The following is a 22,026-nucleotide window of genomic DNA, read 5'->3' as shown; positions in this document are numbered from 1 at the left end:
AGAACGGCATCCCTACCCCACCGGGTGGCATGGCGATCGGATGGTGATGACGGCGTTCTGGAAGTCCCAACTGGCTGTCGACACCGCCCCTGCACCGATCGACCCCTGGAGCCGGCTGGTCTGCCAGGACGACGGGCCCCTGGTGCTCGCGGCGCTCGAGTCGAACGCGGCAGCCGGGCCGTGGGTGGTCGTCGACGTAGACAGCGGCACCGCGGCCGTGGGGCGTCAGCTCACACCCATCGCTGACGGACACCTCCGGGCAGACGGCAGTGGCCTGCTACTCACCTACCGCGGCCTGACGCCCGTCCGCGTCGTGCCGGAGCCAGTCGTCGGTCCGAGCCGAGGCGCTGGCCTCGGCACCGGCAAGGACGCGCATGAACAGACGATGCTGGACCTCGGCTCGGAGGTGGTGGCCGTCGGCCGCTGGTTCCGACAGACGTCCAAGCTCGTCAACACCGTGACCGGCCAGGTCCTGCGAAGGCTGCCCGCAGAACCGCCGTTCTTCCTCCTGCCCGCTGCCACGGGGCATGCCCGCCTATGGGCGCTGGGCAGTGGAGCCGTCTTCACGCTCGACACGCGGACATGGCACACGGTCAGCAGTGAGGAAGCGCCCCGTGGGCTGGCGGCTTGCCGGACCCCGCACGGCACCGTGGCCGTGCTCGGCACGGTCGATGCCAGCTTCGATGAGAGCCTCGGTCACGCGCTGCTGCGCGACGTCGCCCCCGGAAAGCTGCTGCACAAGTTGCGGTCCCCATTCGTGGGGCTGCGCCTGGCGTTGCTCAACGACGACTTGACCGAGGTCAGCTCGGACAAGGCGAGCTGGCTCTGGCAAGCACTTGATGACCCGGACATTCGTGGTGCTGTGCGGCTCACTGCCGACAACGCGGGCCGGGTCGTCCTCACGACCGCCCAGGGCCTGACCCTGGTCGAACCCCTCTCGCTTCAGCTGCTGGCGCAACACCGCACCCGCGCGTGGCCGGCGCCTTGGAGCGGAAGGTCCCGTGCCTGCTACTGGTCAGGCGAGCGCGAACTCACCGTCCTCGCTTGGACATAGGTCTCAGTGCATCGGGACGCAGACGCCCACCAGCGGAACCTCCACCTCGGCATGGCCGCGCTCTTGGTTGAGCGCTCAGCCGGACAGTCACTCTCCGCAATCCGCGATGTCCCGTAGTGGGCCGCTATGAGCGAGTCCGCGGGTCACGCCGCACTCATCCTGGTGGGGCTCTTCGTCCGGTCGCTGCGCGTTCGCCGCCACCACCACAACCCGACCGGGGACCACCGGGGAGAACCCGAGGCGTAGGACCCGCTGCTTCCCCGGGTCGCAGCTCGACGGAAGCGCCGGCGGGATCGCTGCGCGACCGCGGGCGGCTCTCACGACGAGGGGCGCTCGCACTCCTCCTGAGGACGGTTCCGCCGGGCGCGGAGCGTGCGGACGAGCCACACGCTCGAGATGATCAACCACAGGGCGGCCATGGCGATCCGCCAGCCGTCGTCCCCGTCGAGGACTGCCAGCACCAGTGCGACGAGGAAGAAGCCCGACCAGCACGATCCAGAAGCCGAGATCCAGCCCTCGCGGGGAACGACCGAGCCACGTCCTGGACACCGGCGGCAGCCTAGCCACGTCATCGTGCGGGCCACGGATCGCGTGGAGGTCGGGAGCCACGTCGAGCCCCGGATCCCCCGATCGGGCCCGAGGGTTGAACCGCGCCAGGGAACGTCAAGCCGCGTGCAGACACGGCTCAACGTCCGCTGGCCCGGCTCAACCCGCGCGTGGGCAGCTTCGAACCCGGCTCAACCCGCGCGCGAGGACGCACCAGCGGGCAGGGACAGTGAGCGCCTGCTTCAGCCGGCGATGCGGGTGGCCAGCGTGCCGATGCCCTCGATGGTCACCGCGATGTCGTCCCCGCGCTGCAGCGACCCGACCCCGGCCGGCGTGCCGGTCAGCACGACGTCGCCGGGCAGCAGCGTCATCGCCTGGCTCACCCAGGAGACGCACTCGGCGACGTCGCGCAGCATGTCCGCGGTCGTGCCGTCCTGCCGGAGCTCCCCGTTGACGGTGGACCGCAGCGCGAGTGCGGAGGGGTCGACGTCGGTCTCCACCCACGGCCCCAGCGGGCAGGCCCCGTCAAAACCCTTGCCGCGGGTCCACTGCCCCTCGCGCTTCTGGACGTCGCGCATCGTGAGGTCGTTGGCCACGGTGTAGCCGAACACCACTCCGGCGACGTCCCCGGCCGCGACCGCCTTGCAGCGCCGGCCGATGACGACCGCGAGCTCGCCCTCGTAGTGCAGGTCGGAGGTGAGCGCCGGGTACTCGACCTCGGCGTCGGGGCCGACGACCGAGGTGGACGGCTTGAGGAAGACGATCGGGATCTCGGGGACCTCGTTGCCGAGCTCCTTGGCGTGCTCGGCGTAGTTCCGCCCGAACGCGACGACCTTGCTCGGCTCGACCGGCGCCAGCAGCTGCGTCTCGGCCAGCGGCAGCTGCTCACCGGTGCGCTGGAGGCCGTCGTAGGGCAGCCCCTCGAGGGCGTGGAGCACGGCATCGTCGCCGTCGCCCTCGACGACGGCGTAGGCGGGGGCGCCGCCGCTGGTGGCCTGGTAGCGGGCGATGCGCATCAGATGGCCTTGACCAGGCCGCCGTCGACGAGCAGGTTCTGCCCGGTCAGGTACGTGTTCGCGCCGGAGACGAGGAACGCCGCCACCCGGCCGAACTCGTCGGCCTCCCCGTAGCGCCCCAGCGGGATCGTCTTCTCCGACTGCGCCCGCACCTCCTCGACCGAGAGGCCGGTCTGCTTGGCGCGGTTGGCGTCCAGGGAGGCCACGCGGTCGGTCGCGATGCGGCCGGGGCCGACGGTGTTGACCAGCACGCCCTCGCGGGCGAACTCCGTGGCCAGCGACTTGGCCAGGCCGACGACGGCGACCCGGTACGTGTTGGACAGCAGCAGGTTCTCGATCGGCTGCTTGACCGACGACGACGTGACGACGGCGATGCGGCCCCAGCTCTGCTCGCGCATGTGCGGCAGCACGCCGCGGATGAGCCGCACCGTGCTCATGAGGTTCAGGTCGTGCGCCTGGTACCACTTCGCGTCGTCGACCGCGTCGAACCCGCCGGGCGGGGGGCCGCCGGCGTTGGCGACGAGCACGTCCACGCCCCCGAGGCGGCTCCGCGTCTCCTCCAGCAGCCGCTCGACGTCGGCGGGGTCGGCGACGTCGGCCGGGCAGTGCTCGACCTGCGCCCCGGTGGCCTCGGCGATCTCGGCCGCCGTCTTCGCGAGCTGCTCCGCGCCGCGGCTGGAGATCATCACCTTCGCGCCCTCGGCGGCCAGCTGGGTGGCGGTCGCCCGCCCCAGCCCCTTGCTGGCCGCGGTCACGAGCGCGGTCCTACCGGTCAGCTGCAGGTCCATCGGTCACTCCACGGGGTTCGAGAGGTCACGGAAGCCGGCGATCGAGCAACCGGCGGTGTCGCCGGGCCGGATGTGCACGGCACCGGGGGTGCCGGTCGAGATGATGTCGCCGGGCAGCAGGGTCATGACCCGCGAATGGAAGGCCACCAGCCACCACGGCCGGAACGTCATGTTGGAGACGACGTTGCGCCGGTGCACCTCGCCGTTGTGGATCGTCGCGACCTCGAGTGCGTCGACGTCGGGCACCTCGTCGACGGTGACCAGCTCCGGGCCGAAGCTGAAGAACGTGTCGAAGCTCTTCGACCGGGTCAGGTACCGCGGGTTCTTCTCGAGGATGTCCTCGGCGGTCATGTCCACGATCGTGGTGAACCCGGCGACGACGCCGGGGGCGTCGGTCTCGTCGACGTCCTTGCACGCCCGGCCGATGACGACGCCGAGCTCGCCCTCGGCCGTGGTCCGCTGCGACTGCGGCGGGATCCGGATCGCATCCCCCGGGCCGATGATCGCGGTGTCGGGCTTGAGGAAGCTCGCCGGCTCGGTCGACGGCGCCTTCTCCGACAGGTCCGCCGCGTGCTCGACGTAGTTCAGCCCGATCCCCCAGATCTTGCGGGGCCGCCGGTAGAGCGGCGCGTAGGTGAGCTGGTCCTGCGGGATGGCCAGCTCGTCGAGCACGCCGGCCGGGGCGCCGCCCACCCACTCCCGCAACGCCTCGACCTGCCCCTGCTCCAGCAGTTCCTGCACCGTGCCCGGCCAGGTGGTGCCCAGGGCCTCGTTCACGGCGGTCAGCAGCACGGCGCCGGAGGGCCGGACCAGCGCCGCCGGCTCGGCGCCGTCGATCCGCAGGGAGGTCAGTCGCACAGGAGGATCCCGTCTCTCGGGGGCCGCCGGTCAGAGACCGACGGCCGCGATCAGGTCGTCGAGCTCGGCGAGGGTGACGTCGTCGACCGGCGGGGCCGGGAAGCGGGCGTGCGGCGAGCTGATCGCCCCGCGCCGGGCGAACACCTGCTTGCGGATGGTCACCCCGCCGACGCCCAGCTGGGCCTCGTAGCGGATGAGCGGCAGGTGCCGGAAGAAGTACTGCTGGGCCTCCGCGCGGTCGCCGGCCACGAACTTCTCGTAGGTGCCCACCAGCACCTGCGGGAAGCCGAACCCGGTCATGATCCCGTCGGCCCCGCGGAGCAGCTCCTCGTAGAGGTACACGCCGCCGAGGCCGCCGAAGATGCCCACCGGCGAGGTGACCGCCTTCCGCACCGCGGTGATCTTCGGCAGCGTCGGCGTCTCCTCGAGCTTGAGGTACCGGCACCCCTCGATCTCCTCGAGCAGCCGCACGAGGAAGGGCGCCGGCATGGTGACCCCGGTGTTCACCGGCTCGTCCTGCACGACCACCGGCACCGAGACCGCCTCGGCCACCCGGCGGAAGTGCTCGAAGACCAGGTCGAGGTTCTTCGTGTTCTCCGGCGGCGCGAGCATGACCGCCGCGGCGCCGGCGTCCTCGGCCCGCCGTGCGTAGTCCAGTGCCATGTGCGTCGCGCGGGCCGACACCCCGGCCACGACCGGCACCCGCCCGGCGGTCGCCCCGACGTAGCGCCGGAGCACCCGCTCCCGCTCCTCGTCGAGGAGCTTTGCGGCCTCGCCCATGATGCCGAGGATCGTCAGGCCGTGGGCCCCGGCGCCGAGGTAGTCCTCGACCAGGGTGTCGATGCTCCCCTCGTCGACCGCGCCGTCGTCGGTGAACGGGGTGAGGGTGATGGGCAGGACCCCCCGCAGCGAGGTCACCGCCGAGCACCCTGTGCGAACGTGTCCTGCGACGGGCTGCAACACTCGGTGATCGACATCACAAGGTCACCGTAACGGTTCCTCGGGCGATGCTCAGGGCGGGTCCCACGGGGGCCCAGATCGGAGGATCCATGTCTTCGGCTCGCGTCGCCGTCGTCGGCGGCGGCATCATCGGGACGGCGGTGGCGCGGCGGCTGCTCCAGCTGCGGCCCGACGCGCAGGTGACCCTCCTGGAGAAGGAGGACCGCCTCGCGGCCCACCAGACCGGGCGCAACAGCGGGGTCGTGCACGCGGGCCTCTACTACGAGCCCGGCTCCCTCAAGGCGGTCCTCTGCCGCCGCGGCGTGGCACTGCTCAAGGAGTTCTGCGCCGAGCACGACCTGGGCTACGACGAGATCGGCAAGGTGCTCGTCGCCCTCGACGACGCCGAGGAGCACCGGCTCGGGGCCATCGCCGAGCGGGCCCGCGCCAACGGGGTCCCCGGCATCCGCATCATCGGCCGGGGCGAGCTGGCCGAGCTCGAGCCCCACGTCACCGGCGTCGGCGCCCTGCACTCCCCCAGCACGGCGATCGTCGACTACGCGGGCATCACGCGGCAGCTCGCCGCCGACGCCGAGGCCCGCGGGGCCACCATCCGCACCGGCTTCCCCGTCACCGACCTGCGGCACACCACGGGTGGGCCCGGCGAGGAGGTCGTCGTCCGCGGGGGCAGCGGCGAGGAGGTCGTCGTCGACCAGGTCGTCCTCTGCGCCGGGCTGCAGGTCGACCGGCTCGCGCAGCTGGCCGGCGACGTGGGGGCCCCGCGCATCGTCCCCTTCCGCGGGGAGTACTTCGCGCTGGTCCCCGGCAAGCGGGAGCTGGTCAACGGCCTCGTGTACCCGGTGCCCGACCCGCGGTACCCGTTCCTCGGGGTGCACCTGACCCCGCGGTTCGACGGCGAGGTGCTGGTCGGCCCCAACGCCGTCCTGGCGCTGGCGCGCGAGGGCTACCGCCGTCGCGACGTCGACCTCCGGGAGCTGGCCGAGACCGCCCGCTACGCCGGGTTCCGCCGGTTCGCCCGGCAGCACTGGCGCACCGGCGTCGCGGAGATGTACGGCTCGCTGAGCAAGCGGGCCTTCACCCGGGCCGCCCAGCGCTACGTGCCCGACCTGGCCGTCGCCGACCTGGTGCCGGCCGACGCGGGGATCCGCGCCCAGGCCCTCGAGACCGACGGCAGCCTCGTCGACGACTTCCGCATCACCCGCACCGGCGCGGTCGTCGCCGTGCGCAACGCGCCCTCGCCGGCCGCCACGTCGTCCCTGGCCATCGCCGAGCACATCGTCGACGACCTGCTCGACCGCCGCCCCGACGCGTGAGCGCGGCGCGGTGGGCCTGACCGCCGTGCGCGCACGGCGGAGGGACCGCGGCCCGGCGAGCTCGCGCGCGGCCGCGGTCGCCGCGGTGACCGTCACGACGGTCGGGGTGCTGCCGATCTACATGGTCGGCGTGCTGTGGGTGCAGATCCGGGAGGAACTCGACTTCGGGCCCTCGCTCCTGGGCGTCCTGGTCGCCTGCTTCTTCCTCGTCTCGGCGGTCTCCGCCCTCACCGCCGGCGTCGTGGTGCGCCGCTTCGGCACCTCGCCGGTGGTCCGGCTCTCCGCCCTCGTGGGCGGCCTGTCGATGCTCGCCGTCGCCCTGGCCGCGCAGCACACCGCCATCCTGGTCGGCGCGCTGCTGGTCGCGGGCTGGGGCAACGGCATCGGCCAGCCGGCGAGCAACGACCTGATCGCCCGGGCGGTGACCCCCGACCGCCACGGCCTCGCCTACGGCACCAAGCAGGCGGCGATCCCGCTGTCGACCATGCTCGCCGGTGTCGCCGTCCCGCTCGTCGCCATCCCGCTGGGCTGGCGCACCGCCTTCGTGATCGGCAGCGTGCTCGCCCTGCTCGTCCTGCTCGGCGTCCCCGGGGGCGCCCGGCTGCCGGCCCGCGACGCCGCCCAGACCTCGGAGGCGGCGGGCCCGTTCCACCGGGCGGCGCTGGTCGTGCTCGCCATCGGGCTCATGCTGGGCGCGGCCACCGGCAACGCGCTCGGGTCGTTCTTCGTCGCCACCGCCGTCGACTCGGGCATCGCGCCCGCGACCGCCGGGGTGCTCGCCGCGGTGGCCAGCGGCGTGGGTGCGGCCGCGCGGGTGGCGTTCGGCTGGCTGGCCGACCGGGTGCGCACCCGGTGGCTGCTCGTCGTCGCCGCGCAGATGTCGATCGGCGGCCTCGCCTACGCCCTGCTGGGCACCGGCGTCGAGGTCCTGGTGGCCGCGGGCGCGGTGATCGGCTACTGCACCGGCTGGGCCTGGGCGGGGCTCTCCACCTACTCGGTGGCCCGCATGCACCCGGGCATGGCCGCCCGGGCCACCTCCATCACCCAGGGCGGGATGGGCGCCGGGGCGGCGCTCGGGCCGCTGGCGTTCGGCGTCGTCGTCGCCTCGAGCTCCTACGCGGTCGCCTGGTACGCCACCGCCGCCCTGTCGGCGGTGGCGGGCGCGGTGGTCGTGCAGGGCCGGCGGATGCTGATGCACGACCGGCCGGAGCTCGTGGCGGCCCAGCGGCTGCGCCGGCAGGCCCGCTCCGGCTGACCGGGATCAGCCCGGCGGGTCGGCGGGCAGCCGCGCCAGGACGTCGAGGGCCTCGGCCAGCGACGCCGGCACCGACCCGGGTTCGTGCCCGGCCGCGGCCAGGCCCCGTGCGGTCAGCTCGTGGCGCGCCACCAGCCCGCCGGACAGCAGCGGCGGCACCCCGGTCCCGGCGACGGTGTCGCGGGCCATGCGCACCTCGACCTGCCGCCGCCCGGCGTGGCCGACGTGCGTGGTCACCAGCATCGTGGCGAAGTCGCGGGTCGGGTAGCGGTCCAGCGTCTCCTCGACCATGGCGATCAGCGGCTCGACGACGCCCAGCTCCCGGGCGGCCAGCAGCGCCTCCACCCAGAGCCCCTCCATGCCCTTGACGACGACGCTGCGCAGCATCTTCAGCGCCGCGGCGGCCCCGACCTCGCTGCCGACGACGGCGGCCTGCAGCCCCACCCCGCGCAGCAGCTCGGCCGCGCGGGCCGCCTCGGGACCGGCGAGCGAGATCGGGATGGCCGCGCCGTCGAGCCGGATGCCCCCGCCAGTCATCACGCCGTCGACCACCCGGTCGCCGCCGAGGGCGTCGGCCACGGCGCGCTTGTCACCCGGCGCGGTGGAGTTGAGGTCGACGTAGAGGACGTCGTCCCGGGCGCGGACGGCGCACTCCACCGCCACCGCGACCGCGGTTCCCGGCGTGACCAGGGAGAGCACGACGTCCCGGTCGGCCAGGGCCGCGAGGTCCTCGGCCGCTCCGGCACCCGTGGCCTCGATCGCCGCGCGCGCCGCCGGACCGCGGGCGGGGTCCAGCAGGACGCGGTCGTGCACCAGCAGGTCCGCGCCCGCGGCGGCGACGGCCCCGCCGATGACCCGGCCGGCCTCGCCGAACCCGATCAGCCCCCAGCGGGCGCTCACCGCGCACCCTCCTCGCCGGCGGGCGTCTCGGTCAGCGCCGCGGTGACCCAGGAGCGGTCCAGGGTGCCGGCGGCGATCTGCCGGAACATCTCCTCCTCGGCGGCCAGCCGCTCCTCCCCGGCCGCCACCACCTCCGCGGCCCGCGCGTGCGGCACCACCACGACACCGTCGCCGTCGCCCACGACCAGGTCGCCGTCGTGCACCACCGCGCCACCGGCCTGCACCGGGCCGCGCAGCTCCCCCGGGCCGTCCTTGTAGGGCCCGAGGTGGTTGATGCCCCGGGCGAAGACCGGCACCGGCCCCTCGCCCAGGCCCTCGCGGTCGCGGACGGCGCCGTCCACGACCAGCGCGGCCAGGCCCCGGGCGGCGGCGTAGCGCGCCATGATCTCGCCCAGCACGGCCCGGTCCAGAGCGCCGCCGCCGTCGACGACGAGCACGTCGCCCGGCCCGGCGAGGTCCAGGGCGCGGTGGACCACCAGGTTGTCCCCGGGCCGGGTGCGCACGGTGAACGCCGGCCCGGCGACCCGCGGCCAGGCGGCGCCCGGCACCCAGTGCAGGCCCGTCGCACCCTGGGCGCGCTCCAGGCTGTCGGACAGGATGCTGGTCGGCAGCGCGCGGGCCCGGGCGAGCAGCGCGGGGTCGGGCCGGGGGCCCGGCGGGTGCAGCCGGCAGGTGCTCATCGGGGTGCTCCTCTCGTGGTGCGCCGCGGCGCCGGACGGGGTCCGGGCCGGGCGCGCCGATCAGGTCGGGGAGTGCAGGTCGGGCACGGCTCCCGGCCGCCACGGGTGCCGCAGCGACGTCACCGGCAGGCCGCGGGAGCGGCGGACGGTGCGGCGGGCCGAACGCACCGTCAGCGCCGCCGCCAGGCTCAGCACCGCCGCGGTGGACCACGCCGCGCGGTAGGAGAAGGCCTGCGCCACCACGCCGAACAGCAGCGGCCCGCCGGCCGCACCGAGGGACAGGCCGGTCTGCACGAAGCCGGTCACCGAGGCCGCCGCCGTCCGGTTGTCGCGGATCACCGCGAAGTGGAACAGCCCCGTCCAGGCCCAGCCGAGCAGGTAGGCCCCGAATGACCCCGCCACGAACAGCGGTGCGGCACCGGTGGCCAGCAGCAGGTAGGCGACCGCCCCACCGGCCAGGAGGTTGGCGATGAACAGGTAGCGGCTGCGGTCGGGGTACCGGTCGGCGAGCCACCCGAACCACACCCGGGCACCGAGGCCGACCACGGAGCAGGCCGCGAACAGCAGACCCGCGGCGCCCGGGCGCAGACCGGCGGCGACGGCGGAGTCGACCAGGAACACCCCGGTGGAGGTCGCCGCCGCCGCCCCGAGGAACCCGCCGACGGTGAGCACGACCAGCCCCCGGCGCGGGATCCCCTTGTCCGGCCCCCGGTCCACGGCCGCGGGGGCCCGGGACCGGGCGTCCCGGCCGGTGAGGACGGCCCACAGCAGCAGCCCCAGCGCCAGGCCGATCGCGGCGAGCACCGCCCACCGCCAGCCCAGCACCAGCGCGATGCCCGGCACGGCCAGCCCCCCGAGCAGCGTCGCCGCGGGGATCGAGGACTGCTTGATGCCGAAGGCCAGCCCCAGCCGCGCCTCGGTGACCAGCTCGGAGATGCCGAGGTTGGCCGAGGGCTGGGCGACGGCGTTGCCGAGGCCGCCGACCGCCAGCCCGACCATCAGCCAGGCCGCCGACTGGGCGAGCGCGATCACGCTCAGCGAGGCGATGGACAGCAGCGCCGCCAGCGCGGTGCCCCGCCGGGAGCCCAGCCGCTGCACCAGCCGGCCACCCGGCCGGGCGAGGGACCCGGAGACGGCGAAGAGCGTGGCGGCGGCGAGACCGAAGACGCCGAGGCCCACCCCCAGGTCCGCCCGGATCTGCACCGCGAGCGCGCCGACGAGGAAGGCCGGCAGCACGCCGAGCACCGAGACCGAGACGCCCTGCACCACGGCGCGGCCGGAGGCGACCGGGCCGGCCGCGGGCGCCGGCGGCCCGGCGGGGGCGGCGTCGGTCCCCTCAGCCACGGGCGGCGATCCCCTCAGCCACGAGCGGCAGTCCCCTCAGCCACGGGCGTCGGTCCCCTCAGCCACGGGCGGCGGCCCCCAGCGGCCGGCCGAGCCGGTCGCCGAGGGAGACCAGCGCCGCGTGCGTCTCCCGGTCCAGCGGCACACCGTCGGCCCGCCGGCGCGCGCGCTCGGCGGCGGCGCGCTGGCCGGGGGTGCGCACCGGCAGCTCCTCGTCGACGGGCAGGAGCCCCCGCAGCTCGGCCAGCATCCGGTGCATCTCGCCGCGCATGTGCGCGGCGTCCCCCAGCCGCGCCGGGTCGAGGACGACGACGAGGTGGCTGGTGCCCGGTGGCCGGGGCTCGGACCGGAACGTCAGGTTGCCGACCTCCGGGCCGAGCGGGCCGCCGGCGAGCACCCCGGTGAGCACCTCGACCAGCAGGCCCAGTCCGTACCCCTTGTGGCTCGAGCGCTCGCGGTCGCTGCCCAGCGGCAGCAGCGCACCCTTGCCCGGGAAGACCGCCGCGGGGTCGGTCGTCGGCTCGCCCTCGGCGGTCAGACCCCAGCCGAGGGGCACGGGCAGCCCCTGCCGGAGCGCGATCTCGAACTTGCCGCCGGCCACCGCGGAGGTGGCCATGTCGAACACCATCGGCTCCTCGCCGGCCACCGGCACGCCCAGCGCCAGCGGGTTGGTGCCGAAGTACGGCCGGCCGGTCCCCGTCGGGGCGACGATGGGACCGGTGTTCGTGGCCACCAGCCCGACCAGGCCCTGCGTCGCGACGTCGTGCACGTAGGAGCCGCTCGCGCCGTGGTGGCTGCTGCGGCGCACGTTGACCCAGCCGACGCCATACCGCCGCGCCCGCTCGACCGCCTCCTCCAGCGCCACGGTCGTGACCGGGTGGCCGAGCAGCCCCTGCCCGTCGACGAGGGCGACCGCCCCGCCGTCGGAGTGCACCACCGGGTCGCCGTCCGCGGCGATGGCCCCGTTGCCGATCATGGTCACGTACGCCGGCAGCCGGGCGATCCCGTGCGAGTCGATGCCCGAGAGGTCGGCGTAGCCCAGCACGTGCGCCACGTCCCGGGCATGCGCCGGGCGCACGCCGACGGACTCCAGCACGTCGGTCGTCCAGGACGCCAGGACCTCGGCCGGCACCCGCACGTCCGGCTCGGGCCGCACCTCCACCGGCCCGCGCGCGTCGCCGGGGGCCGTCGAGCCGAACGCGGCGAGCACGGCGTCGGCGACCTCGAAGGTGGAGGCCGGCGCGACGCCGGCCGGGGCGAGGTCGTAGGTCCAGGGGCCCTGCCGCAGCACGGTGTGCGTCGCCGCGCGCAGCCGGTCGCCCAGCGCCCGGGTCGCGTCGAAGTGCTGCAGCAGCGCGACCAGGGCGAGGAAGCCACCGAGCGGGTCGACCTGGCGCAGACCCGCCCGCCGCGGCGCCGAGCCGTGCGCCGGCTCGAACAACCCCTGGCAGCGTCCCTGCGCCGGCGGGCCCGGGTGGATCGAGGCCGACCCGCAGAGCGCCGGCGAGCCGGCCCGCCCGGCGGCGAGATCGCTGAGGATGTCGCCGAGCAGCCCCTCGGTGACGATCACCGCGGGCACCTCGGCGCCCGACCCCAGCTCGAAGGCGGCGCGGTCGACGTAGCGGTGCTCGACGGGGACGCCGCGGCGGCCGGCGACGTCGGTGGCGACCTGCCGCCACAGCCGGCCGGTGGCGTAGAGGTTCGCCTTGTCCACCGACACCAGGCGGCCGGCCGCCGTGCCGCCACCCTGCTGCAGCAGCCGGTCGATGCCGAGCTCGACCACCTCGGCGACGCGCTCCGGGGTCAGCCGCAGCACGTCCGCGGCCTCGCCGCCGCCCGCCGAGTAGGTGCGGTCGGCCGGCCCGGTGCCGTAGGAGCCGCCGATGAGGTTGCGCACGACGGTGAGGTCGCCGTCCTCGCCGAGCGGGATGTCGCGCACCGAGAGGCGCAGGTCGTAGCGGGCCCGCAGCCGGTGCAGGGCGACCTCGGGCCGCGGGCAGACCTCGGGCGGGACGCCGGGGTCCTCCCCCACGGCGCCGAGCAGGATCGCGTCCGCGTCGTCGCAGGCGGCGAGCGTCTCCTCGGGGAGCACCTCGCCGGTGACGGCGGCGGCCCGCGCCCCGACCGGCCACGGCCCGGTGACCTCCACCAGGCCCTGCTCGGCCAGCTGCCGCAGCAGCCGGGTCGGCCCCTCCAGCACCTCCGCGCCGACGCCGTCCCCCGGCAGCAGCGCGACCCGGATCACCGCCGCACCAGCCGTCGCCCGACCGTGGTCAGGATCAGCTCGGCGTCCGCCTCCCCCACCGACCGCTCGAGGTCCGCCAGCCAGCCCGGCAGCGCCTGCTCCATGGTCGGGTGGTGCGCGTGCCCGAGGTCGCCGCCGAAGGCCAGCATGTCGTGGGGGTACACCTCGCCGAGCGTCGTCGAGGGCGGGCCGTCGGTGGTCAGGATGTCGGGCAGGATGCCGAGCTCCAGCACCACGCCGAGCCGGGCGAGCTCCGGCGCCGCGTCGTCGTCCCACTCCAGGAACGGCATCCGCGGGTGGTTGAACAGCATCCGGGTCACCCCCGCCGCCTTCGCCGCCCGGAACAGCGCCAGGGTCTGCGCGCAGGTGAGGTGGCCCGAGGCCAGCACGAGGTCGTAGGCGGCGACGACGTCGAGCACGTCCTGCCACGCGGGCAGCAGCGCACCCGCGTCGTCCACGACGTCCACCCGGCGGAACACCATGCCGCGGTGCACCGACCTGGCCGGGCTGGACGGCGAGTCGATGTGCGCCGGCGCCGACACCGTCGGCATCCACACCACCCGGCCCCCGAGCCGCGCCGCCACCTCGACCGCGTCCGGGTTGGCGCCCCCGACCGGCGAGTTGAGCACGATCCCGCCGTACACCTCGACGCCGGCCGCCTCGCCGCGCTGGGCGGCGAAGACCGCCCGCTCGACGGTCGAGCCCTCGTGCGCCTTGAGGACCACGAGGTCGACGCCGACCGACCCGTGCGCGCCGACGACCTCGTGGTCGAAGCCGTGCCGCTCCACGAGGCTCGGCGCGCCGTGGACGTGCAGGTCGGCGACCCCGGAGATCACGACGCCCCCCGCGGGGCGGGACCGCCCACGTCAGCGCTCCCCGGGACGGTCGGTGCCCGGGCTGGTGGCGTCCGCCGTCGACCCGGTCGGGGCCGCGGCGTCGTCGCCCGCTCCCCCACCGCGCCCGGGGACCATCCCCTTCACCGCACCGGCGACGTCGTCCCCCGCTCTCCTGCGCATGACCAGGTGCACCACGGTGCCGAGCGCGCCGAACCCCAGACCGATGGCGATCCACAGCGGCTCCATGACCAGCAGCGCCACGGCCGCACCCAGGAAGAGCAGCCGCTCGGGCCAGGCGGCCGGCCCGATGAGCCACTTGCCGGTGACCACCGCGAGCGCGCCGACCGCGAGCACCGCGGCGACGAAGGCGATGGCGACCGTCCCGGCACCACCCTCGAACAGCAGCCCGATGCCGTTCTCCGAGAGCACGAAGATGAACGGCACGAGGAACGCCGGCAGGGTGTACTTCCAGGTGAGCCACATCGTGGGCACCGGTTTGCCGCCGGTGATCGCCGCGGCCGCGAAGGGCGAGAGCGCCGTCGGCGGGGACACCTCGCTCAGCACGGCGTAGTAGAAGATGAACATCGCCGCCGCGAACGGCTCGACGCCCACCTGCTGGAGCGCCGGCGAGATGATCACGAACGAGATGATGAAGCTCGCCGTGACCGGCACCGCCAGCCCGAGCAGGATCACCACGACCGCCGAGAACAACGCGGTGAGCGCGAGGCTGCCGCCGGCGAAGTCGACGATGATGCCGGCCAGCCGCAGGGCCAGACCGGTGAGGGTCATGACGCCGACGATGATCCCGGCGACCGCCATCACCGGGATGACCGAGAGCGCCCCGACCGCACCCTGGCCGAGCGCGTGCCAGACCCGCTTCGGCGTCATCCAGTGCTCGCGGTCCAGCCAGCTGAGCAGGAAGGCCAGCGCGGTGGCATACACGACGGCGCGGAAGGGCGTGTAGCCCAGGGCCAGGAAGAAGACGATCGCGGCCAGCGAGCTGAAGTGGTACCCGAAGCGGAGGAGCAGCCGCCACGCCGACTTCTCCTCCACCTCGACCTGGTGCGTGCCGTGCCGGCGGGCGTCGAACTCGATCGCGAGGACGATGCCGAGGTAGTACAGGATCGTGGGGATCGTCGCCCAGATCAGCACCTCGAGGTAGGAGACGTTGAGCAGCTCGGCGATGATGAACGCCGCGGCGCCGAGGGTGGGCGGCGACATGATCGCGCCGATGCCGGCCGCTGCGAGCACACCGCCACCGGCCTCCGGCGCGTAGCCGGCCTTGCGCAGCAGCGGCCAGCCGAAGCCACCGAGGGTCACCGTCGTCGCCACGCCCGAGCCCGACACCGTGCCCAGCAGGAAGCCCGACAGCGTCACGGTGCGACCGGGACCGGCCTTCGACTGGCCGAAGGCGGCGAACGACAGGTCGATGAAGAACTTCGTCGCGCCGGAGGCCGCCAGCACGGCGCCGTAGATGGTGAACAGGATGATGTAGGTCGCGGCGACGTCGAGCGGTACGCCGAAGATCCCCTGGGTGCCCATGACGTTGTGCCCGATGAGCCGCGTCCACTGGAAGTCCGCGGTGGTGAACGGGCTCGGCATCGCGGAACCGAAGTACGCCATGGCCAGGAACCCGAGCACCACGAGCGGGACGAGCAGCCCCACCGTGCGCCGGGCCGCTTCCAGCACCAGCAGGACGAGCAGGGTGCCGATGATGAGGTCGGTGTCCGTCGGGACGATCGCCCGGCGGAAGAAGCCCTGCCAGTCGGAGACCATGTAGAGGCCCGGCACCAGCGAGGCCAGGGCGAGGGCCCAGTCGAGGACGTTCGGGTGGTCGGCCTTGCCCTGCAGCTTGTCCTTCTCCGACCGGCCCCAGCCGCGGTAGGTCAGGAAGGTGAGGAAGAGCCCCACGCTGAGGAACAGCGGCAGGTACACCTGCCGCGGCATGGGGTTGAACACCCAGTAGAGGGCGAAGAGGGCCAGCCCGACGCCCACGACCGCGACGACGTGGCCAGGGATCCCGGTGAGGTGCCGGGCCGGCTTCTCCGCCTCGTACTCGGCGAGCAGCGCCTCCTCGTCGATCTCGTCGGGGTCCACCTCCCGCTCGCGGTCGAGGCTCTTGTCCACGGTGGAGGCGTCCTCGACCCCGTCCCGCGCGCCCGGGCTGGCCGGTGGTGCGCCGGGGACGTCGCCCGCCCGGTCGTCGGCGACCCGGGTGGCGCCGCCGGTGGTCTCCGGCCCGGCCCGCCGGTGCGTGAGGCGTCGGAGATTCATCAGTTCTCCTCGATGTCGAGAATCACGGTCGGGTCGTCGGTGACGACGAGCTGCCAGATCGGGACCGGCTCGGCGCCGGGCACGTGGAGCGTCCGCTCGCCCAGGTCGGTGGCGGCGATGTTGAGCTGGGTGAACACCGCCGGCCGGGCCGGGTCCGGTGGGACCACGTACGCCATCCGGTCCCCGGGCGGGGCCGGGCGGGGCGGGTCGGGCACGGCGTAGTACTCCTCGAGCACCGCGACCTGCTCCGCGGCGAGCTCGACGAGCTCGAACCTGCCGTCGGCGAGCACGCGGTACCGCTCTTCGGCGAGGGTCCGGTAGATGCTGTTGCGGTAGCCGACGGCGAACGTCTCGCCGTCCAGCGGGATGCGGGCGATCTCCGTGCCGTCCGGCGCGCGCACGGTGACCGCCCGCGCCCCGTCGCCCACCGCGACGGTCCCGCCCTCCGCGGTCGCGACCGCGACCGCGACCCCGGCCGCCGTCACGGTCACGAGCACCGCGACGACGGCGAGGACGAGGTGGCGTGCCACGAGCGGGCGTCGGGAGGGCCCGGGGCCGCCGGGGCCGGAGCTCGCTCCGGCACCCGGCAGCGCACGGGTCGGGCTGCCGGTCAGCCGACCGAGTCGAAGTAGGTCTGCGCGCCGGGGCAGGTCTCGATGAACTCGACCTCGTCGGCGGTCTCCGCGTTCAGCTCCTCGGCCGCCGGGTGCACGGTGAGCAGCTGCTCCTGGTTCTCGAAGATCGTGCGGGTGATGGCCTCCTGCAGGGCCTCGTCCATGTCGCTGCGGACCACGAGGATGTTCGGCGACACGACGTTGGACACCGCCTCCTCCTGGCCCTCGTAGGTACCGGCCGGGATGTCCTCGGCGAAGTAGAAGTCGCCGTACTCCTCGGACAGCGGCTCGGCGTACTCGCCGGTCGGGATGAGCACCAGGTCGCCGGTGCTCGCCAGGTCGACGATGGCGCCCGTCGGCAGGCCGCCGGACCAGGCGCCGGCGTCGACGGTGCCGTCCTGGATCGCGGCGACGGTCTCGGCGACACCCAGCTGGACGCGCTCGATGTCGGCCTGCGGGTCCAGGCCGGCGGCCTCCATGATCCGGTCCGCGGTGACCTCCGAGGCCGAGCCCACGGCGCCGGGCGAGACGCGCCTGCCCTGCAGGTCCTCGATGGAGGTGATGCCCGTGTCCGCCGTCGTGAAGAAGTGGACGAAGTTGTTGTAGATGTTGCCGAGCGAGCAGATCTCCAGCGCCTCGCTGAAGGTGTTCTCGCCGTTGGCCGCGTCGGAGACGACGTCACCGAGCGCCAGCGCCAGCTGCGCCTGCTCGGTGTCGAGCAGCTGCATGTTGTCGACGGATGCGTTGGTCTCCTGGACCGTCACCGTGAGCCCCGGGATCTCGGAGCTCAGCACGTTGGCGATGCCACCGCCGTAGGGGAAGTAGACGCCGCCGGTGCCGCCGGTGGCGAACGTCAGCTGCTGGTCGAACGACTGCGTGTCACCGTCGCCGCCGCTGGCCGTGTCGTCGGCCGCGTCGCCGCCGCAGGCCGTGAGCGCGAGCGTGGTGGCGACCCCCAGGGAGAGGAGGAGGCGCGACCGCGTGCCGGGGTGGGAGCCGGGGGTCGAGATCATCGTGGGCCTTCCTGTCGGTGCCGGCCCGGCGGCGGCCGGGGCACCGGATGCGGGCCCGCCCGCATGCCGGCCCACCCGCAGCCGGAGGGGGCGTCAGCAACATGCCGTTCATCGAATCACAGGAGTGAAGCAGCTCACATTCGAGACTGTCTACTGTTTACAGTGTCTCGGAACGATGACTTTTCCGAGCGTCGCGTGGAGGCCGGCCGATGTCCGACGCACTGCCCATCGCCGCCCTGCCCCTGCGCGAGCACGTGTACGAGCGCCTCCAGGAGCTGCTGATCAGCCGGTCCCTGGCGCCCGGCGACCACCTCGTCGAGGAGCGGCTGGCCGCGCAGCTCGGGGTCAGCCGCGGGCCGGTGCGCGAGGCGCTGCAGCGCCTGCACCGGGACGGCTGGATCACGCTGCGTCCCCGGCACGGCGCGTTCGTCAACAAGCCCACCCGGCAGCAGGTGCACGAGTTCTTCGAGGCCCGCCAGCTGGTCGAGCGCGAGGCGGCCCACCTGGCCGCCGTGCGCCGCACCCCCGAGGACGCCGCGGAGCTGCTGGAGATCTGCGACCGTGCCGACGCCGACTGGCGGCGCGGGGTGCCCTCCCAGGAGATGGCCGCGCACACGGCGCGCTTCCACCGGGCCGTCCTCGTGCACGCCCGCAACCACCTCCTGCTCCAGTTCGGCGAGCAGCTCTCCCTCCGCAGCCGCTGGTTCTTCGCCCCGCTGGTGTCCTCCATCGCGCCGCGCGCCTGGCACGAGCACCGCCAGGTGGCCGAGCTGATCGCCGCCGGCGAGGCCGCCCGCGCGGCCGAGGCGATGCACCGGCACGTCGCGCTGTCGCGGAACTCCTACCTGGAGATCCACCCCGACGGCGACGTGCACGAGACCGACCTGGTCCCGGTGCCGGGCACCGGGGCGCAGGCGACCGGCCCCGGTCGGTGACGGTCGAGCCCTCCCACGGCAGTCCCCTCCCACGGAAGAAGGCCCCCATGGCAACCACCCCCGTCGTCCTCGTGACCGGCGCCTCCAGCGGCATCGGCCGCGCCTGCGTCGACGCCTTCCTCGCCCAGGGGGCCCGGGTGATCGCCGCGGCCCGGCGCACCGACCGGCTGGAGGACCTCCGGGCCGAGCACGGGGACGCCGTCCTGCCGGTGGCCCTCGACGTGCGCGACCGGGCGCAGGTCGACGAGGTGATCGGCTCGCTGCCCGACGGCTGGTCGCCGATCGACGTCCTGGTGAACAACGCCGGGCTGGCCCGGGGGAAGACGCCGCTGCACGAGGACGACCCGGACGACTGGGACCAGATGCTCGACACCAACGTGCGCGGGCTGCTGAACGTCTCGGGCGCCGTGCTGCCCGGCATGGTCGAGCGCGGCTCGGGGCACGTGATCAACATCGGGTCGAACGCCGGACGCGAGGTCTACCCGGGCGGCACCGTCTACTGCGCCACCAAGGCCGCGGTCGAGCGGATCACCCGGGGCATGCGCATGGACGTGCTCGGCAGCGGCGTCAAGATCAGCGAGGTCGACCCGGGCATGGTCGAGACCGAGTTCTCCGAGGTCCGCTTCCACGGCGACAAGGAGGCCGCCGCCGCGGTGTACGACGGCGTCACGCCGCTGGTGGCCGCCGACATCGCCAACGTGGTCACCTGGGTCGCCAACCAGCCGCCGCACGTGGTGATCGCCGACGTCCTGGTCTACCCGCTGGACCAGGCCGGCTCCGGCAAGATCGCCCGTCGCAAGTGAGCCCGCGCTGAGCCGGGGCGGGCGCACCCCGCTGGTCACCCGCCGCCGGGACTTCCCCGGCTGGCGCATGGTCTGGGCGCTCGCCGTCACCGAAACCGCCTCCTACGGCGTCCTCTACTACTCCTTCGCCGTCTTCCTCGTGCCGATGCGCGAGGAGCTGGACGCCTCGACCGCCCAGCTCTCCGGGGCCCTGACGCTGTCGCTGGCGCTGAGCGGGCTGGGTGCCGTCGTGGTCGGGCGGTGGCTGGACCGGTGGGGTGCGCGGTGGGTGATGACCACCGGCAGCCTGCTGGGCGGTGCCTCGGTGCTCGCCTGGTCGCAGGCGCAGGACCTCGTGCAGCTGTACCTGGCGTTCGCCGGCATCGGCCTGGCGAGCGCGGCGGTGCTCTACGAACCGGCCTACGCGGTCATCAACACCTGGTTCCACCGCGACCGCCCCCGCGCGCTGCTGACCCTGACGGTGGTCGCCGGGTTCGCCTCGACGATCTTCCTGCCCACCTCCCAGTTCCTCATCGACGGCGTGGGCTGGCGGCCGGCCCTGGTCGTCCTCGCCGCGGTCGTCGCGGCGTGCGCGCTGCCGCACGCGCTGGTGCTGCGCCGGTCCCCGACCGACCTGGGTCTGCTGCCCGACGGTCGTGCGGACGGCGACCCACCGCCCTCCGCCGCCGCGTCGGCCGCGCCCGACGTCGACCTGTCCCCGTTCCGGGGCCCGGGCGGTGCCTACCGGCGGCCCGCGGTGCGCTGGCTGACCCTGGCCGCGGCGCTGCAGATGGTGGCCAACGCCGCCGTGGCCGTGTTCCTCGTCGCCTACCTGCTCGAGGGCGGCGCACCGGCCGGGCTGGCCGCGGTGGCCGCCGGTGGGCTGGGGGCGCTGTCGGTGACCGGGCGGGTCGTCCTCACGGTCCTCGCCGCGCGGGTGGGGATCGGGCACGTGACGGCGGCGATGGTGCTCGGCCAGGCCGTCGGCGTCGCGGCGCTCTTCCTGCTCCCCCAACCGGCGGCCACCGTGGCGTTCGTGCTGCTGTTCGGCGTCGGCTTCGGCGTCCTCAACATCGCCCGCCCCGCCCTGCTCGGGCACTTCGTCCCCGAACCGGTGTTCGCGGCGGTGTCGGGCCAGCAGGCGCTGGCCGTCCAGCTCGGCCGCGTGGTGGCGCCCGTCGCAGTGGGGGCGCTGATCACGGCCGTGGGCTACGGCGCCGGGTTCACCGCGATCGCCGGCTGCGCGCTGGCCGCCGCCGTCCTGCTCGTGCTGTCCGACCGCGCGGCCGCCGCGTCGGGGGGACGGGCGTGACCGCAGGGATGCGCAAGGAGGCGGTACTGAAGCTCGGATGACCACACCTGCACGGATTCCTGCGGGACCCGGCGGCTCAGGCGGGTGGGCCGGCGTGCGGCTCGCCGGCGGGGTGGTGCGGACGGCCGCTCGCCGCCCGGATCGCGTCGTCGTCCAGCCCGACCGCGCGCAGCACCGGGCCGGAGTGCTCCCCGAGCGCGGGGGCGCCGGGCAGGTGCGGCGCGCCGCTGCGGGAGAAGGTCCACGGCAGACGGGCGTGCACGAGCGGCCCCTCGGTGGGGTGCTCGACGTCCTCGAACAGGCCCACCGCCGCGAGGTGCTCGTCGGCGAAGAGGTCCTCGATGGCGTGCACCGGCATCGCGGGGACGGCGTGCGCGCGTAGCAGCTCGATCCACTCGCCGGTCGTCCGCTGCGCCAGCGCCTCCTCGACCAGGGCGTACAACTCGTCGATCCGCTTCGTCCGCCCCCGGATGCTGTGCAGCTCGGGGTCGTCGGCGAGGTCCGGGCGGTCGACGAGGCGGAAGAAGGTGCGCCACTGGCCGTCGGTGTAGAGCAGCACCGAGATCGTGCCGTCGGCGGTGCGGTAGGGCTTGCGGTACGGCGAGGCGGTGCGCGCGTACCCGGTGCCGCCGGTGCGGCCGGCGTAGACCCGCTGCCCCTGCTGCTCCATGAGCAGGAAGGTCGCCATCGACTCGAACATCGGCACCTCGACGGCCTGGCCCTCGCCCGAGACGTCGCGCTCGTGCAGGGCGGCGAGGACCGCGGCCAGCGCCATGACCCCGACGGTCTTGTCCACCACCTGCGTCCGCACGTACTGCGGCTCGGCGGTGCCGCCCTGCACCGCCGCGACCCCCGAGACGCCCTGCACGACGTCGTCGTAGGCGGGCTCGTCGCGGTACGGCCCGGCCGAGCCGTAGCCGACGGCGTGGCAGTAGACCAGCCGCGGGTTGCGCGCCAGCACCGCGCCCGGGTCGATGCGCAGCTTGCGCATCGCCCCCGGGCGCATGTTGTGCAGGAAGACGTCAGCGGTGTCGATCAGCCGGTCGAGGGCGTCCCGGCCGGCCGCCGTCGCGAGGTCGAGGACGACGGACTCCTTGCCCCGGTTGAAGGTGAGGAACGCCGGGCCCAGGCCGGAGTGCCGGTCATCGGCCACGTACCGGATGATGTCGCCCTCGGGCGGTTCCACCTTGACCACCCGGGCGCCCATCTGCGCCATCAGCTCGGCGCAGTAGGGGCCCAGGAAGGTCGAGGTCAGGTCCAGGACGGTGACGTCGGCCAGCGGTCCCCGCCCGGACGGCACC

At 74.5% G+C, this 22,026-nt stretch carries 20 protein-coding genes; 6 read left to right on the top strand and 14 right to left on the bottom strand.

The features are described 5' to 3' along the window. Positions 1 to 46: 46 nt before the first annotated feature. Positions 47 to 1,054: a hypothetical protein gene (locus BMW62_RS08645; protein ID WP_139206224.1), complete on the top strand. Its 1,008-nt coding sequence runs from the start codon at positions 47 to 49 to the stop codon at positions 1,052 to 1,054. 317 nt (positions 1,055 to 1,371) lie between these two features. On the opposite strand, the gene BMW62_RS22560 is transcribed toward BMW62_RS08645, so the two are convergent. The 5 genes from BMW62_RS22560 to BMW62_RS08625 all read right to left on the bottom strand — a co-directional run bounded on the left by BMW62_RS22560 (position 1,372) and on the right by BMW62_RS08625 (position 5,180). Continuing rightward, positions 1,372 to 1,515: a hypothetical protein gene (locus BMW62_RS22560; protein ID WP_170852287.1), complete on the bottom strand. Its 144-nt coding sequence runs from the start codon at positions 1,513 to 1,515 to the stop codon at positions 1,372 to 1,374. A 327-nt stretch (positions 1,516 to 1,842) separates the two neighbouring features. Further along, entirely contained in the window at positions 1,843 to 2,616 is a 774-nt protein-coding gene (locus BMW62_RS08640) for a fumarylacetoacetate hydrolase family protein (RefSeq protein WP_091930440.1), read from the bottom strand. Continuing rightward, positions 2,616 to 3,404, bottom strand: a complete 789-nt coding sequence (locus tag BMW62_RS08635) for an SDR family oxidoreductase (RefSeq protein ID WP_091930439.1) — start codon at positions 3,402 to 3,404, stop codon at positions 2,616 to 2,618. The genes BMW62_RS08640 and BMW62_RS08635 overlap by 1 nt, the downstream gene beginning before the upstream one ends. A gap of 3 nt (positions 3,405 to 3,407) precedes the next feature. Further along, complete coding sequence (locus tag BMW62_RS08630) at positions 3,408 to 4,262, bottom strand: fumarylacetoacetate hydrolase family protein (RefSeq protein ID WP_091930438.1); 855 nt, start codon at positions 4,260 to 4,262, stop codon at positions 3,408 to 3,410. Between the two features lie 30 nt (positions 4,263 to 4,292). After that, positions 4,293 to 5,180: a dihydrodipicolinate synthase family protein gene (locus BMW62_RS08625; RefSeq protein WP_091930437.1), complete on the bottom strand. Its 888-nt coding sequence runs from the start codon at positions 5,178 to 5,180 to the stop codon at positions 4,293 to 4,295. A gap of 131 nt (positions 5,181 to 5,311) precedes the next feature. On the opposite strand from BMW62_RS08625, the gene lhgO reads away from it, so the two are divergent. Together lhgO and BMW62_RS08615 are read left to right on the top strand one after the other, a co-directional pair. Next, entirely contained in the window at positions 5,312 to 6,535 is a 1,224-nt protein-coding gene (lhgO, locus tag BMW62_RS08620) for an L-2-hydroxyglutarate oxidase (RefSeq protein WP_091930436.1), read from the top strand. Between the two features lie 85 nt (positions 6,536 to 6,620). Then, positions 6,621 to 7,790, top strand: a complete 1,170-nt coding sequence (locus BMW62_RS08615; protein WP_244523914.1) for an MFS transporter — start codon at positions 6,621 to 6,623, stop codon at positions 7,788 to 7,790. 6 nt (positions 7,791 to 7,796) lie between these two features. Here the strand turns inward: BMW62_RS08615 and BMW62_RS08610 are convergent, their stop codons facing one another. From BMW62_RS08610 to BMW62_RS08580, 8 genes are all read right to left on the bottom strand, one after another. Next, entirely contained in the window at positions 7,797 to 8,690 is an 894-nt protein-coding gene (locus BMW62_RS08610; protein WP_091930435.1) for a DUF1932 domain-containing protein, read from the bottom strand. After that, the gene (locus tag BMW62_RS08605) at positions 8,687 to 9,370 is read right to left on the bottom strand and encodes an RraA family protein (RefSeq protein WP_091930434.1); all 684 of its coding nucleotides are present in this window, start codon (positions 9,368 to 9,370) and stop codon (positions 8,687 to 8,689) included. Before BMW62_RS08605 ends, BMW62_RS08610 begins: the two co-directional genes overlap by 4 nt. Positions 9,371 to 9,430: 60 nt before the next feature. Continuing rightward, positions 9,431 to 10,714, bottom strand: coding sequence for an MFS transporter (locus BMW62_RS08600; RefSeq protein ID WP_091930433.1), 1,284 nt, complete (start codon positions 10,712 to 10,714; stop codon positions 9,431 to 9,433). Between the two features lie 58 nt (positions 10,715 to 10,772). Next, positions 10,773 to 12,959 carry an Ldh family oxidoreductase gene (locus BMW62_RS08595; RefSeq protein WP_170852286.1) on the bottom strand — a complete coding sequence of 729 codons (2,187 nt, stop codon included), beginning with the start codon at positions 12,957 to 12,959 and terminating at the stop codon, positions 10,773 to 10,775. Then, positions 12,956 to 13,795, bottom strand: coding sequence for a DUF6282 family protein (locus BMW62_RS22555; RefSeq protein ID WP_170852285.1), 840 nt, complete (start codon positions 13,793 to 13,795; stop codon positions 12,956 to 12,958). Before BMW62_RS22555 ends, BMW62_RS08595 begins: the two co-directional genes overlap by 4 nt. 30 nt (positions 13,796 to 13,825) lie before the next feature. Next, positions 13,826 to 16,069, bottom strand: a complete 2,244-nt coding sequence (locus BMW62_RS08590) for a TRAP transporter permease (RefSeq protein ID WP_091930431.1) — start codon at positions 16,067 to 16,069, stop codon at positions 13,826 to 13,828. Further along, positions 16,069 to 16,599, bottom strand: coding sequence for a hypothetical protein (locus BMW62_RS08585; RefSeq protein ID WP_244523913.1), 531 nt, complete (start codon positions 16,597 to 16,599; stop codon positions 16,069 to 16,071). Before BMW62_RS08585 ends, BMW62_RS08590 begins: the two co-directional genes overlap by 1 nt. 80 nt (positions 16,600 to 16,679) lie before the next feature. Then, positions 16,680 to 17,696, bottom strand: a complete 1,017-nt coding sequence (locus tag BMW62_RS08580) for a TAXI family TRAP transporter solute-binding subunit (protein ID WP_091930429.1) — start codon at positions 17,694 to 17,696, stop codon at positions 16,680 to 16,682. A gap of 209 nt (positions 17,697 to 17,905) precedes the next feature. Between BMW62_RS08580 and BMW62_RS08575 the strand changes: the two genes are divergently transcribed. From BMW62_RS08575 to BMW62_RS08565, 3 genes are all read left to right on the top strand, one after another. Further along, positions 17,906 to 18,631, top strand: a complete 726-nt coding sequence (locus BMW62_RS08575; RefSeq protein WP_091930428.1) for a GntR family transcriptional regulator — start codon at positions 17,906 to 17,908, stop codon at positions 18,629 to 18,631. A gap of 47 nt (positions 18,632 to 18,678) precedes the next feature. Next, positions 18,679 to 19,434: an SDR family NAD(P)-dependent oxidoreductase gene (locus tag BMW62_RS08570; protein WP_091930427.1), complete on the top strand. Its 756-nt coding sequence runs from the start codon at positions 18,679 to 18,681 to the stop codon at positions 19,432 to 19,434. Between the two features lie 67 nt (positions 19,435 to 19,501). Beyond that, on the top strand, positions 19,502 to 20,725 hold the full coding sequence (locus BMW62_RS08565) for an MFS transporter (RefSeq protein WP_091930426.1): 1,224 nt from the start codon (positions 19,502 to 19,504) through the stop codon (positions 20,723 to 20,725). Between the two features lie 76 nt (positions 20,726 to 20,801). Here the strand turns inward: BMW62_RS08565 and BMW62_RS08560 are convergent, their stop codons facing one another. Then, positions 20,802 to 22,025, bottom strand: coding sequence for a CaiB/BaiF CoA transferase family protein (locus BMW62_RS08560; RefSeq protein ID WP_091930425.1), 1,224 nt, complete (start codon positions 22,023 to 22,025; stop codon positions 20,802 to 20,804). Position 22,026: the final 1 nt, after the last annotated feature.

Source organism: Blastococcus sp. DSM 46786, assembly GCF_900109665.1.
In the GTDB taxonomy this organism is placed as follows: domain Bacteria; phylum Actinomycetota; class Actinomycetes; order Mycobacteriales; family Geodermatophilaceae; genus Blastococcus; species Blastococcus carthaginiensis.
This window is presented reverse-complemented; position numbering and strand designations above follow the sequence as displayed.